Annotated in this window: 10 protein-coding genes; 2 read left to right on the top strand and 8 right to left on the bottom strand. The window is 65.3% G+C overall.

What is annotated here, in order from left to right:
* The first annotated feature begins 779 nt into the window (after positions 1-779).
* Positions 780-1,061, top strand: coding sequence for a DUF4148 domain-containing protein (locus EYW47_RS37135; protein ID WP_133199785.1), 282 nt, complete (start codon positions 780-782; stop codon positions 1,059-1,061).
* Positions 1,062-1,154: 93 nt separating this feature from the next.
* Here EYW47_RS37135 and EYW47_RS37130 read toward each other — a convergent pair whose 3' ends face one another.
* The 5 genes from EYW47_RS37130 to EYW47_RS37110 all read right to left on the bottom strand — a co-directional run bounded on the left by EYW47_RS37130 (position 1,155) and on the right by EYW47_RS37110 (position 9,366).
* Complete coding sequence (locus tag EYW47_RS37130; RefSeq protein WP_133199784.1) at positions 1,155-2,549, bottom strand: heavy metal sensor histidine kinase; 1,395 nt, start codon at positions 2,547-2,549, stop codon at positions 1,155-1,157.
* Entirely contained in the window at positions 2,546-3,229 is a 684-nt protein-coding gene (irlR, locus tag EYW47_RS37125; RefSeq protein WP_133199783.1) for a heavy metal response regulator transcription factor IrlR, read from the bottom strand. The genes EYW47_RS37130 and irlR overlap by 4 nt, the downstream gene beginning before the upstream one ends.
* Before the next feature lie 7 nt (positions 3,230-3,236).
* Complete coding sequence (locus EYW47_RS37120; protein WP_133199782.1) at positions 3,237-6,491, bottom strand: efflux RND transporter permease subunit; 3,255 nt, start codon at positions 6,489-6,491, stop codon at positions 3,237-3,239.
* Positions 6,492-6,593: 102 nt separating this feature from the next.
* Positions 6,594-8,024 (bottom strand): efflux RND transporter periplasmic adaptor subunit, encoded by a 1,431-nt coding sequence (locus tag EYW47_RS37115; protein WP_133199781.1) that lies wholly within the window; start codon positions 8,022-8,024, stop codon positions 6,594-6,596.
* Between the two features lie 10 nt (positions 8,025-8,034).
* Positions 8,035-9,366 (bottom strand): TolC family protein, encoded by a 1,332-nt coding sequence (locus EYW47_RS37110; RefSeq protein WP_133199780.1) that lies wholly within the window; start codon positions 9,364-9,366, stop codon positions 8,035-8,037.
* A 325-nt stretch (positions 9,367-9,691) separates the two neighbouring features.
* Between EYW47_RS37110 and EYW47_RS37105 the strand changes: the two genes are divergently transcribed.
* Positions 9,692-11,140 (top strand): MFS transporter, encoded by a 1,449-nt coding sequence (locus EYW47_RS37105; RefSeq protein ID WP_133199779.1) that lies wholly within the window; start codon positions 9,692-9,694, stop codon positions 11,138-11,140.
* Positions 11,141-11,246: 106 nt separating this feature from the next.
* On the opposite strand, the gene EYW47_RS37100 is transcribed toward EYW47_RS37105, so the two are convergent.
* The 3 genes from EYW47_RS37100 to EYW47_RS37090 all read right to left on the bottom strand — a co-directional run bounded on the left by EYW47_RS37100 (position 11,247) and on the right by EYW47_RS37090 (position 13,794).
* The gene (locus EYW47_RS37100) at positions 11,247-12,146 is read right to left on the bottom strand and encodes a LysR family transcriptional regulator (RefSeq protein ID WP_133199807.1); all 900 of its coding nucleotides are present in this window, start codon (positions 12,144-12,146) and stop codon (positions 11,247-11,249) included.
* Positions 12,147-12,422: 276 nt separating this feature from the next.
* Complete coding sequence (locus EYW47_RS37095; RefSeq protein ID WP_028221947.1) at positions 12,423-12,806, bottom strand: VOC family protein; 384 nt, start codon at positions 12,804-12,806, stop codon at positions 12,423-12,425.
* Between the two features lie 10 nt (positions 12,807-12,816).
* Positions 12,817-13,794 carry a hydroxymethylglutaryl-CoA lyase gene (locus EYW47_RS37090; RefSeq protein ID WP_133199778.1) on the bottom strand — a complete coding sequence of 326 codons (978 nt, stop codon included), beginning with the start codon at positions 13,792-13,794 and terminating at the stop codon, positions 12,817-12,819.

Genomic DNA, 13,794 nt, shown 5'->3' with positions numbered 1-13,794 from the left:
CCGGCACCATGGGCGCTTGCGGCGAGCATGGCTTTCCTGCGCGTTGCACCCGGAGCCTGATCGAATGCAAGTATGAGCGGATTCTATCCCTTCTGGGATAGCGGCTGTGCGGACTATGGCCGGATGCTGTCAGTGCCGCGCCGTCAGCGTCACGATGGCCGGCGCGGAAAAAGGCAGAGGTGCGTTTTCACATGGGTGTTCGGGTTGCCGCATCGATGTCCTGCATAGTCGATCTGCTCGCCGGGCAGCAGTGCGGGCTGGCCGGCGTTATCGACTGGGCCGCGCGCCGACGCGCCGCGGTCCGCGCTCTGTGCGCAAGCCGCCAGCAGCGCCACGCAGAACATACAAACAAGAAGGCGTGGCAACGGCATTTCATCCTCTCTGGGTCGTGCTGATCTGAACGCATGGTGACGTGCCGGCGGTGCGGGGGCATGACGAGCCAATGACAACGATGTCATGCGATCCCCGCAGCGCCTTTCGCCGCCGCACGCCTTTCCTCCCAAATCGTCATCTTGCGATCACGTCGGCGCACCGCGCGTGAGCCATATTGAACGCAGCTTCCAGCGAGGAAGTGGGCGCCGTGCAACGGGCGCCGTGCAACGGGCGCCGTGCAACGGGCGCCGTGCAACGGGCGCCGTGCAACGGGTCCAGGCGGCGGGCAGGCAGTTCGAACGAGCACGCCCTTCACGACCGCTTGCATGGCCGTTGCGCCGGCGCTCCGTCAAGCCCGTTCAACCCGACTTCCTTTATCCGGAAGTCCAAAGAGAAGGAGATTCACCATGAACGCAAAATCCCCGATTGCGCTCGTCGCGATTGCCGTTGCACTCGGCGCGACCGCGCCGGCGGCGCTGGCGCAGACGCAGCCACAGGGCAAGACACGTGATCAGGTCCGCCAGGAACTGGTTCAGGCCCGACACGACGGCCTGACGCAGTCGAGCCCGACGCGGTACCCGCCCAATGCGCAGCAAATCGCGCAAAACAAGGCGCGCCATGAGGCCGGAACGCATCGCGGCGAACCTTCGGCTGCGGTCGACCAGCACGACCAGATGTCAGCGCACTAAGGTTCGAGTGCGCTTCGACTGTGCTTCGAGTGTGATACCGGCCGCGCCGCAACACCGCGCGGCCGGCCGCACGAACGTGTGCTCCGTGCGCCGCTAGACGTCGCGCGCCGGGAAGTGCAGCCAGAACGTCGTGCGGACGTTGGGTTCGCTCTCGACGCCGCACGTTCCGCCGTGGCTTTCCATGATCGACTTGACGATGGCGAGCCCAAGGCCGGTTCCGCCCGCCGAGTTGCTCCTCGACGGATCGACACGGTAGAAGCGTTCGAAGATTTTTTCCCGATGCTCGACGCCAATGCCCGCTCCCGTATCGGAAACCTTCACCAGCGTGCCGGAGGCGGACGGCTCGCACTCGATGACGATCGTCGATCCCGCAGGCGAATGCGCGAGCGCATTGGCGAGCAGATTGCTCAACGCCCGCTGATAAAGCATGAGATCCGCCAGCAATCGGCCCTTCCCCCGCACCTCCAGTTCGACGGATGCGTCCTCCGCCATCGGCTCGTAATACCCCGCCACCCGCCGCGCCTCCTCCACGGCATCTAGATCGCGCAGGCCAGGCGGCTGCCTCGCGCTCTCCGAACGCGCCAGAAACAGCATATCTTCGATCATGCGCGAGAGCCGCTGATATTCGTCGATGCTCGACTCGATGATGTCCCGGTACTCCTCGCTCGTCCTGGGCTGGGAGAGCGCGACCTGGGCGCCCGCCACGAGGTTCGTCAGGGGCGTGCGCATGTCGTGCGCGAGATTCGAAGAGAACTGGCTCAGCCGGACAAAGGATTCGTTGAGCCTCGCCAGCATGCCGTTGAATGCGCGCCCCAGCTCCCGCAATTCGCCTGCGGTGTCCAGCTCCGGCATGGGCTGCGCGAGACGCGCCGTGGACATCTCCTCCGCGCGCTTCACGAGCTGCCTCAAGGGGCTCAAGCCGAGCATCGCGATGCCATACGCGAGCGCCGCCGCCAGCAGAACCCCAAGCACCTCGATCACGACGATCGTGTACGCGTAGCCGCGCAGCAGCGCGCGGTCGCCCGATTCGTCCAGCTGAACGACGACGCGAACCGTTTCAGGGCCCCCGCCCTGCAGCGTCACGAGCGCAGCAACGTAGCGCCGCTTCGCGTCCTTGTCCGCATAGCCCGTCATGCCGTCGTGCAACGGCCCCGCGAGCGCCGGCCGATAAGCCACGAAGTCCTGCGTTTCGAGTATCCGCTCACCCGCCGCGTCGAACAGGCCGAGATCGAGGCGTTGATGGCCGTGCAGCTGGTCGATCCAGATCTCGGGGTTGCGCAAGATTTCATCGCGGCTCGGGACACGCGCCAGATGCTCCCCCAGCGCAGACAGGGTGGTCGCCAGCTCCTGTGACGCGGTATTTTCTATGCGCGTCTTGAGTGCCTGATAGAGCGCGAATCCGCTGAGCGCGAGAATGGCCGAGGTCGATATGACGATCAGGACCGTCAGGCGCGAGCGCAACGTGGTAGGCAGCAAACGCTTGATCATGAAGCGCCTGCGTCCCGACGTTCCAGAACGTAGCCCATGCCCCTGACCGTATGAATGAGCTTGAGCTCGTACGGGTCGTCGATCTTCAACCTTAGCCGCCGTATGGCGGCGTCCACGACGTTGGTGTCGCTGCTGAAATTCATGTCCCAGACCTGCGATGCGATGGTCGCCCTCGGCAAGATCTCGCCGACACGGCGCATCAGCAGCCACAGCAACGAGAACTCCTTGGAAGTCAACAGAATGGTCTTCCCCTGACGCGTGGCTTTGCGCCGTGTGAGATCCAGATGCAGGTCAGCCACGCTCAGCGTCGTTGCCTCGCGCGGCTGACCGCGCCGGAGAATGGAGCGCACGCGCGCCAGCAACTCGACGAAGTCGAACGGCTTGGCCATGTAGTCGTCGGCGCCGAGCTCGAGACCTTTGACGCGATCGCCCACGTCGTCGCGCGCCGTGAGAAAAAGCACGGGCGTGGTCCGTTCGCGCCGCAGCGCCTCGATCACGCTCCAGCCGTCCCGCCCGGGGAGCATCACGTCCAGCACGATCAGGTCGTAGTCTTCCGTGCTCGCCTGATGGAGCCCGCTGACGCCGTCTTCCACCCAGTCGACCACGTAGCCCGCTTCGGAAAGGCCTTTTTGCAGGTATTTTCCGGTCTTCGGTTCGTCTTCGACGATCAATATGCGCATGGATATTTCACCTCGAGTTATCGCTCGACCCGCCGCTGGCGCGGCTTGCAAGCCGGCGGCGGCCCATTTTGAGGGATTCGCGCACGAGCCGGCGCAGCGAGTCCGAATGGGCGACCCGGTACAGCACGGGCAGCACCAGCAGCGTGAGCGCCGTCGACGAGAGAATGCCCCCGATCACGACGGTCGCGAGCGGCCGCTGCACCTCCGCGCCGGTGCCGGTGGCGAATGCCATGGGCAGGAAGCCGAGCGAGGCCACGAGTGCCGTCATCAAGACCGGACGCAGCCGCGTGAGTGCGCCGTCGCGCACGGCGCTCGGCAGATCGACGCCATCTTCGCGCAATTTTCGTATGAAGGAAATCATGACGAGGCCGTTCAGAACCGCCACCCCGGATAGCGCAATGAATCCGACTGCGGCGGTGATGGAGAGCGGAATCCCGCGCAGCCACAGCGACACCACGCCGCCACTGAGCGCGAAGGGAATGCCCGTGAACACGAGCAGGCCGTCCTTTGCGTTATTGAACATGATGAAAAGCAGGACAAAGACCATCAATAGCGCAACCGGGACGACGATCTTCAGGCGCTCGCTGGCGCTCTGCAGTTGCTCGAATTGCCCGCCCCACGAGATCCAGTAACCGGCCGGCACCTGCACGTCCTCGCTGATCTGCTGCTGGGCGTCGGCCACGAACGAGCCGACGTCGCGGTCGCGGACATTGGCCGTCACCACCACGCGGCGCTTGCCGCTCTCACGGCTGATCTGATTCGGCCCCTGGCCGATCTTCACGGTCGCGAGCTCCGCGAGCGGAACATAAGGGGCCGCGCCGATTGCCGCACTGGCTCCCTGCGTCGCCGTCACGGCGGTGGTTACGGCGTTGGCAACCGGCAACGCGATGGGCAAGCGCTTGATGGCCTCCAGATCGGAGCGCAGTTCGTCCGGCAGACGCACCACAATGTCGAAGCGCCGGTCGCCCTGAAACAGCGTGCCCGCCTGCTGGCCGCCCACGGCGGCAGCCACCGTGTCCTGCACATCGGCGACGCTCACGCCATAGCGGGCGAGCTTGTCGCGATCCAGCTCGATCGTGAGCACCGGCAGGCCGTTGGTCTGCTCGACCTTGACCTCGGTGGCGCCCGCCACCTTCTGCAGCGCCGCTGCGATCTCGTTGGCCGTCGTATTCAGTACGTTCATGTCGTCACCGAAGACCTTGACCGCCACGTCGCTGCGCACGCCCGAAATCAGCTCATTGAAGCGCAACTGGATCGGCTGCGAAAACTCGTAGACGTTGCCGGGAAAGTCGGCCAGCACGGCCTCGATTTCCTTCACCAGATCCTCGCGCGTTTTCCCCGGGTCGGGCCACTGATCCTGCGGCTTGAGCATGATGTAGCCGTCCGATGCGTTGGGCGGCATCGGGTCCGCGGCAATCTCCGCGGTGCCCGTGCGCGCGAACACCCGCTCGATCTCGGGAAACTTTTCCTTGAGCGCGGCCTCGATCGACTGCTGCATGGCGACCGACTGCGTGAGGCTCGTGCCCGGAATGCGCAGCGCGGAGATGGCGAGATCGCCTTCGTTCAGGCTCGGAACGAACTCGCTGCCAAGGCGCGTGGCCAGCAGCAACGTGAGGCCGACGATGGCCACGGCCGCCGCCAGCACGCGCTTCGGGCGCCCCATGAACGTGTCCAGAACCGGCTCGTAGGCGCGCCGGGCCCAACCCATCACGCGATTCTCCTTCTCTTGCACGCGTGCGCCGATGAACAACACCACCGCCGCCGGAATGAACGTCACCGTGAGCACCATGGCGGCGGCAAGCGCCATCACCACGGTGATCGCCATCGGATGGAACATCTTGCCCTCCACGCCGCTCAGCGCGAAGATCGGCAGATAGACGACCATGATAATCAGTTGTCCGAATATCAGTGCCCGTCTCGCTTCTCTCGACGCTTCCAGCACCTCGGTGAAGCGCTCGTCGCGTGTGAGCGGCCGTCCAGCAGCGGCCTGCGCATGCGCGAGACGCCGTATGCAGTTCTCGACGATGACGACCGCGCCGTCGACGATGATGCCGAAATCGAGCGCGCCGAGGCTCATCAGGTTCGCGCTGACTTTAGCGTTGACCATGCCCGTGAAGGTCATGAGCATCGACAAGGGGATGACGAGCGCGGTGATCAGCGCGGCCCGGATGTTGCCGAGGAAAGCGAACAGCACCGCGATCACCAGGACCGCGCCCTCTAGCAGATTCTTCTTGACGGTATTGACGGCTTTCTCGACCAGCACGGTGCGGTCATAAACGGGCACGGCCTTCACGCCGGGCGGCAGGGTGCGATTGACCTCGTCCATCTTCGACGACACCGCCTTCGACACGCTGCGGCTGTTTTCGCCCATCAGCATGAACACCGTGCCGAGCACGACCTCTTTGCCGTTCTCGGTCGCGGCGCCCGTGCGCAACTCGCGTCCGATGCCCACTTGCCCGACGTCCTTCATGCGCACCGGCACCCCGCCCGCGTTCGTCAGGACGATATTGGCGATGTCTTCCACGGTGCGCGCCTGCCCCGGCACGCGCACCAGGTACTGCTCGCCTTGCCGCTCGATGTAGCCGGCGCCGACGTTCTCGTTGTTGCGCTCGAGCGCACGCACGACGTCGGCCAGCGTCAGCCCGTACGACATCAGCCGGGTCGGATTGGGCGCGACGCGATACTCCTTGACGTACCCGCCGATCGAGTTGACGTCGGTGACGCCCGGCACGTTGCGCAATTGCGGCTTCACGACCCAGTCCTGCAGCTCGCGCAAGTCCGCCTGCGTATAGGGCGTGCCGTCGGGTTTCCGTGCGTTCGCCGCGGCTTCCACCGTCCAGAGAAAAATCTCGCCAAGGCCGGTCGACGTGGGCCCCAGGGACGGCGTTGCGCCGGGCGGGAGCTTGTCTCTCGCCTCCTGAATGCGCTCGTTGACGAGCTGCCTTGCGAAATAGACGTCCGTGCCGTCGTTGAAGATGACCGTCACCTGGGACAGGCCATAACGCGAAATCGAGCGCGTCTCCTGCAAATTCGGCAGGCCCGCCATGGCCGTCTCGATCGGCCAGGTAATACGCTGCTCGGCTTCCAGCGGAGAATATCCGGGCGCCGAGGTATTGATCTGAACCTGCACGTTCGTGATGTCCGGCACCGCATCGATCGGCAACTGCCTGTAGCTGCCGATACCGAGCGCCGCTACCGCGGCAGTGGCCAACATCACCAGCCAGCGATGCGCAATGGCAAAGCCAATTAACCGCTCAAACATTTTCGATCATCCTCAGACCAGACTTGACTATTCGCTTGTGTGCCTGCGCCTGCGTGCCTGCGTTCGCGTACCGCCATGTGCGGGCAACGCTGCGCGAACACATCACTCTTGCACGCTGTCCTTCGCGAGCTCGGCCTTGAGCACGAAGCTGTTCGCCACCACGTAGCGCTGGCCGTCTTTCAGGCCGCTCAGCACTTCCACGCTCTGCTCGTCGCGCCGCCCGAGCTCGATGGGCTGCGCAACGAACCCCTTGGGCGACTGGACGAACACCGAAGCCGCGCCATTGATCTCCTGAATGGCGCTTGCCTTGATGGCGAGCGGCACCTCCTGCAGCCCCGCCCCCACCGATACATTCACGAACAGGCCGGGCCGCCACGCGCCGTCGGGATTCGCGAGCACCACGCGCGCCGGCGCCGTGCGCGTCTGCTCGCCCAGCAAGGCGCCCACATACGAAACCGGGCCGGTGGCGCGAGACTCGAAGGCCGACGCGCTCACTACCGCCTCGCGCCCCACGCGGACGTCGTTCAGGCGTTGCGCCGGCACGGCCATTTCCGCCCAGACCGAGGACAGATCGGAAATCACGAATACATTGGCGTCCGCCGCGATGGATTCGCCCGCCGTCAAATGCTTCTCGACGATCGTGCCGGCGAAAGGCGCCCGCAGTTCGTAGAGGCTCAGGGCCGATGCGGACGCCGGGGCATTGAGCGCGGCGAGCTTCTGGCGCGCATTTTCAGCCGCGATCTCGGCTTCGCGCAGTTGCATCTGCGCCTGCTGATAGTCCTGCTCCGCCGAGATCTTTTCCTCCCAGAGCGTCCTTTCGCGCTGATAGGCCGTGCGCGCGGCCGAGAGGCGCCGTTGCGCCGTCAACAGCTCGCTCCTGCGGTCGGCGAGGTCCGTGCTGGCAATGACGGCGAGCAACTCGCCCTTCTCGACGCGCTGGCCTGTCGATACGCTCACGCGCTCGACAACGCCCGCGACACGCGGCACGACATGCGCGGTTCGGTCCTCATTGAATTTGATCTCGCCTGGCAACTGGAAGCTGCTGCGGATTTGCGCCGGCCCCACGGTGGCAAGCCCGATATTCGCAGCCTTGATCTGCGAGGCATTGAGCGCAACCGCGCCATCGGCGCGCGAGTACTTGATCGAGCCGGAACGCCCATCGACCCGAATGTCGATGACCGCATCGAACACGTGCGGCGCGACAATTCCTGTCGTACTGCCAAACTTCCCGTCCTTGCCCGCGAATTTCAGGACCTCGCGCGCGCCGTCGTAGCGCGTTACCGTGGCGCTGACCGCCGTGCGATCGGGCGCAGGCTTGCCATCGAGAAGCGGATAGACAATCAGGCGCGCCTCCCCGGCCTTCTCGGCGACAACGACCTCGGCAGACAGCGGGCCGTCGGCGCCGCGCGCCTCGGAAGCGGCTGCCATGGCGTCTTTCGGCGCGGTCCGTTCCCCCAATAGTGCATACGCACCAATGGCAGTGCCAAGTAAAAGTGCGGTCGCCACAGCGGCGATCCTGTGTTTGGGCGGCATGATCGATCCTTCAGTTCAAGCGGGTCGCGCTGGCACGATCCGCAACGAGCGGCGTGCCGATGAGCCGGCCGATATCGGCATAGGCCTGATGGGCGGTGCTCAGCACCTTCACGTACTGGGACTGCCCCTGAAACAGCGTGCGTTGAGCGTCGAGCACTTCGAGGAAGCTGAACTTGCCCAGTTGAAAGCCGCGCAGCATGGCCTCCAGCGTCTGCCGCGCGGCGGGCAGCACGTCGTCCTTGAGCTGACGCGCTTCCTGTACCGCGTTCTCGTAGCTCGACCAGGATTGCGCAAGCTCCAGCCGCAAGCGCGCCGTCTCGCTATCGAGGTCGGCGCTCGCCTTCTCTGCGTTGTGCGACGCCTCCAGAATCGCGCCCTTGTTGGTATCGAACAGCGGCAGCGGAATGGACACGCCGACCACGGCCTGGTTGCCCGGAATACCTGAGGTGATGACCCGCTTCATTCCCGCACTGATGGTGATATCGGGAATGCGCCGCGCTTTCTCGACGCTCACGAGTGCGTTGCTGCGCAGCACCTCGGCCTGCGCGGCGCGCGATAAAGGCGACTCGTCAAGCCTCGACTGCAACGACGACAGCGGCTCGATCTCGGGAAGCGCATCGAGGTCGCCCGTCACGGTGCGGCCACGCACGTCCGGGCTGCCCGTGACGTTCGCGAGCTTCTCGAGCGCGAGCGTGGCCTGCGTGCGCGCCGTGGCGAGCGCGATTTGCGCATCGGCGGCGGCAACGCGTGCCTTGGTCGATTCGACTGGCGAGATCTTTCCGGCACGGGCGCGCTTGTCGGCCATATCGGCCGAGCGCAGCGCCGTATCGGCCGATTCCTGCGCCACCTGCATCTGGCGCTGCGCCGCGAGCCGGTCATAGAACGCCGTGATCACCGCCGCGCGAAGCTGCGCCGCTTGCCCGTCGAGCGAAGCCAGCGCCGCCTGGCGGCCATACGACGCAACGTCGAGCCGCGCCCGCCGTTTGCCGCCTAGCTCGATCGTCTGCTCGACCAGCGCCGTGCTCGTGCGCTCCTGCCCCCCGAAACCTTCCTGCAGCAAGGAGAGATTCGGATTCGGCCGTGCGCCGGCCTGAATGAAGGCGCCTGCGGACGCATCCGCCCTGGCCACGGCGCTGCGCAACACGGGATTGCTCGACGCAGCAATGCCGAGTGCGTCGTCAAGCGAGAGCGCCAGCGGAACCGCCTGAACGGGAGCCACGCCGGCGCGATAGTCGATGACCGGCGCGTCCTGCGCGGATGGGATTTGGCCTGCGGGCGACTGGCTGTTCGCCGAATAGCTCAGGGCCAGGAGTGCGGCAGCAACGAAGTGGCGCGGATGCATGAGCGGATTGCACGTTGAATGACCTGGCGCCGATGCTACGGTCCTGCTGCAATGCAAACATGATCCGAAAATGACATTTTCGTCATCCTTGATTCAGCCGCCGATCTCTCAATGCCAATCCACCGGCAGCCTTTCTCTGCGGGAAAGCATGCTTGAGGCATCCGCAATTTTCGTGCTGGCGAATATCTCCCACACTTGTCCTCAGCGCCCAGTCCCTGCGGGATCCATGCGGCGCGCCTCGCCCCGGGCAGCGGTTCAACCGGCGCTGCTGCGCAGCGAGATCGACCGTTGGCACAGCCGCGGCATACCTATATCTGGAGACACGATGAACAGCCAACCTTTGGATCTGGGCGGCCCCGCGGCCCGCGATAGCTCGCCCGCTGCGCTCGCCACCGCGCAGCGCGAAACGCTCGACCGCGCGGCTTCGACGCTCGGCAGCTTCATGGACGACATGCCCGTAGGCGCGCTGCACCGCTTCGTGGTGTGGGTCGTGGGGATTGGCCTGTTCTTCGACATGTACGAGATCTTTCTCGTCAGCTCGATCGGCTCGGCGCTGCAAAACGAGTACGGCCTCGACGGCCACAGCGCCGCTTTCAAGCTGCTGCTCGCTTCGGCGTTCATCGGCATGTTCTTCGGGTCGCTTTGCCTCGGCAGCCTCGCTGACCGCATTGGACGGCGCCGTGCGTTTCTGCTCACGCTCGTCTGGTACAGCGCGTTCTCGCTGCTCGGCGCGTTCTCGGTCAACGCCGCCATGCTCGTGGCCTGCCGCTTTCTCACGGGCGTTGGCGTGGGCGCAATCTATCCGGTCGCCGACAGCTACCTCTCCGAAATCCTCCCGAAGGATCGCCGCGGGCGCCTCGCGGCGTGGGCCTATACCGCCTCGTATGTGGCCGTGCCGCTCGTGGGCTTTCTCGCCGTCTGGCTCAATCCGCTGCACGCCGGCGCGATCACTGGCTGGCGCGTGATACTCGCGCTCGGTGGACTTGGCGCCGTATTCGTGCTGGCTGTGAAGCAGCGCCTTCCGGAGAGCCCGCGCTGGCTGCTCGCGCAAGGGCGCGTGGAGGAAGCGCATGCCACCCTGCGCCGCTTCGCGCAAAGCGCGGGCGTAGCCATGCCCGCCGCCTTTGCGGAATCCGGCGAACGCAAGCACCCGCTGCTGCTGCGCGAACGCGTCGCGCTACTGCGCCGTGCGCCGTATGGCCAGCGCTACCTGATGCTCACCATCTTCCACCTGTTCCAGGGCTTCGGCTATTACGGCTTCGGCACGCTCGCCGGCGTCGTGGTCAAGAGCCGCGGCTTCGACGTGACGGGCAGCACGCTCTTCGTCGCGCTCTCGTTTCTCGGCTACCCCATCGGCTCGTTGCTCTCCGTGCCGCTGCTCAACTGGATCGAGCGGCGCACGCTCGTGATCGCCTCGCTTGTTGCGATCGCCCTGTTCGGCCTCGGCTTCGCCTATTCGAACCACATCGGCCTGATCGTCTTGTTTGGTCTCCTGACCACCTGCGCGTCGAATGTGTTCAGCAACGCCTACCACGTCTACCAGGCAGAGATCTTTCCCCCCAGCGTGCGCTCGACGGCAATCGGCAGCACTTACTCGCTCTCGCGCTTCGTCAGTGGCGCCCTGCCATTCATCTTGCTGCCCGTGCTCAACCAGCACGGCCCGCTCGCGATGTTCGGCGTGATTTCCGCCGCCCTCGCCATTGTCGCCGTGACGCTGCGCGCGCTCGGGCCGCTCACCACGCGGCGCAGCCAGGACGAGATCAATCCCGTCTGATGACCACGCCAGCCGCCGCTCCCGCATCATGGGCCTGGGTCCGTGAGTCACGCCTCGCGTGGCCACGGCCCGCGCGCGCTTCAGGTGCATGCCTCAAGTGCACGCCTCAAGTGCGCGCCGACATGTAATCGAACAGGCTCAAGACATCGGAGCTCAACGCGCTGCCCGCCTTCACCCCGACCCAGAGCGTGCGCATTGCCCATGCGTCGCTGAGTTTCACTTTGGAAACACCGATCTTGCCGCGCTCGTCGCTGACCGAATCGCGCGGCAGGACGCCAATGCCCAAGCCTGCTTCGATCATGCGGCACACGCCGTCGAAGTTCGACGCCTGAATGCGCAGCTTGAGCGAACGCTCCACGGCGAACGCCGCATCGGTCATGCGCGCGAGCAGCGAGCTTCCGTCGCTCAAGCCCACGTAGTCTTCGTCGAGCGTATCCGCGAAGCGGATGATTTCCTGCTGCGCGAAACGATGCCCCTGCGGCACGAGCAGCACCAGCTCGTCGCGCCTGTAGAGACGTCGCTCGATGCCCTGCGCGGGCACGTTGTCGGCGAACACACCAATGTCGGCCTTGCCCGAGCCGATCGCATCCACGATCTCGTGGCTCAGGCGCTCTTCCAGACTCACCTTGATGCCCGGATGGCCGTTCAGAAAGCCTGCGAGATCGACGGGCAGGAACTGCACGATCGCCGACGTATTGGCCCACATGCGAACATGCCCGCGCACGCCGGCGGCGTAGTCGCCCATTTCGTTCGCCATGCGGTTGACCTGGTCGATGACGCGGCTCGCATGCTCGAGCAAGGCGAGGCCGGCCGGCGTCAGCTCCACGCCGCGCGCGCGCCGGATGAAAAGCGCGCAGTCCGTGACGCTTTCGAGTTCCGCGATGCGCTTGCTGACCGCGGAAAGCGTGAGCTGGCCGTGCTCGGCCGCCTTGGTCAGGCTGCCATGCTCCGCGACGAGCAGAAAGACCCGCAGCGACTGCAGATCGAAATGAAGCGGATTGACCATGGTGGATACGCTGGAGGAAAAGCGGTTTGAAGTGGCCATTGTGCGGCATCCGTGACGCGCGCGAAAGTCGCCCGCCGCATGGCATGCGGCCATCGCGTGCGGATTGGGAGAGCGTCGCAGTGAAGGACCGCTGGCCTGCGGAGAAGTAAAAAGACGCGCACACGGCGCGTCTCTGTATGGGCAACGAAAGCGACAAGCCCTGCGCAATGCGGCCACGCACCGATAGAGAAAACGAGAAAAGTTATTCCCTGATCGGAAACGCCGCGTGCCGGATCGTCAGATCAGCTCCGAGATCTCGATGAGATTCAGATCCGGGTCGCGCACGTAGACCGAGCGGATCTTCTGCGTCGCCCCCGTGCGCTCGACCGGCCCCAAGACAATCGGCCAGTCGAATTTGCCCAGATGCGCGATCACGTCGTCGAGCGGCACCGCTGCGATGAAGCACAAATCGAGCGCGCCCGGCGCCGGCACATGCGCCTTCGGCTCGAACTCCGAGCCGCGCACGTGCAGATTGATCTTCTGGTTGCCGAAGCGAAACGCGATCCGGCCCGCGCCGAATGTCTCGAGCTGCATCTGCAGCACCTCGGTGTAGAAATGCTTCGTGGCCTCGGGGTCCACGCAGGTCACCACCAGATGGTCGAGGTGATCGATCAGTGCCATGCTTCGCTCCTTAAAGAAATGCGCGCTGCTCCGGCATGTCCTGCGCGCCAGCGGGCAACGGATGAAGGTCGGTGCGGCGACCGGCCTTGAGAATCTGGCTCGGCACGTCGTGTCCGATCAGCGCCGGCAGACGCGCGGCTGCCTCGAGCACGGCCGCAAGATTCACGCCCGTGTCGTAGCCGTCGAGTTCGAGCATGTGAACGAGCTCTTCGGTACAGACATTGCCGGTCGCGCCCGGTGCATAGGGACACCCGCCCAGGCCGCCGAGCGAGGCGTCGAAGCGCACGATACCCGCATCGAGCGCGGCAAGCGTGTTCGCGAGCGCCATGCCGCGAGTATTGTGGAAATGCAGCGTGAGTTCCAGCGCCGCGAACGCCTCGCTCGCGCGCGCACAGAGTGCGCGAACCTGGGCCGGATGCGCCATGCCCGTCGTATCGCAGAGGGTGAAGCCGCTCACGCCGCGCTGCGCGAAACGCTGCATCCATTCGAGCACCGTTGCGGTGGGCACGTCGCCCTCCATCGGACACCCCATCGCCGTGGAAAGCGAGACGTTGATGGCCACGCCGGTGCCGCGCACGGCCTCGATCACATCGGATAGCTGTGCGAACGACTGCTCCCGCGTCATGCGCAGGTTCGCGCGATTGTGGCTTTCGCTCACCGACATCACGAGGTTCACTTCACCGACGTTGCACGACAGCGCACGCTCCGCGCCACGCACGTTGGGCACCAGCACCGTGTAGACGACGCCCGGCGCGCGCGCGATGCCGTGCATCACCGCCTCGGCGTCGCGCAGCGCGGGTATCGCCTTCGGCGACGTGAACGAGGTCACCTCGATCTTCGCGTAGCCGCATGCGCTCAACTCGTCGATGAGCGCGATCTTGTCGTCGGTGTCGATGAACGCCGCTTCATTCTGGAAGCCATCGCGTGTGGCGACCTCGTTCAGATACAGGCGCTTCGCCTGCGTGGCCGGTTTGGTCTCTTGCGTCAT

This window comes from Paraburkholderia silviterrae (assembly GCF_004353915.1).
Classification (GTDB): domain Bacteria; phylum Pseudomonadota; class Gammaproteobacteria; order Burkholderiales; family Burkholderiaceae; genus Paraburkholderia; species Paraburkholderia silviterrae.
This window is presented reverse-complemented; position numbering and strand designations above follow the sequence as displayed.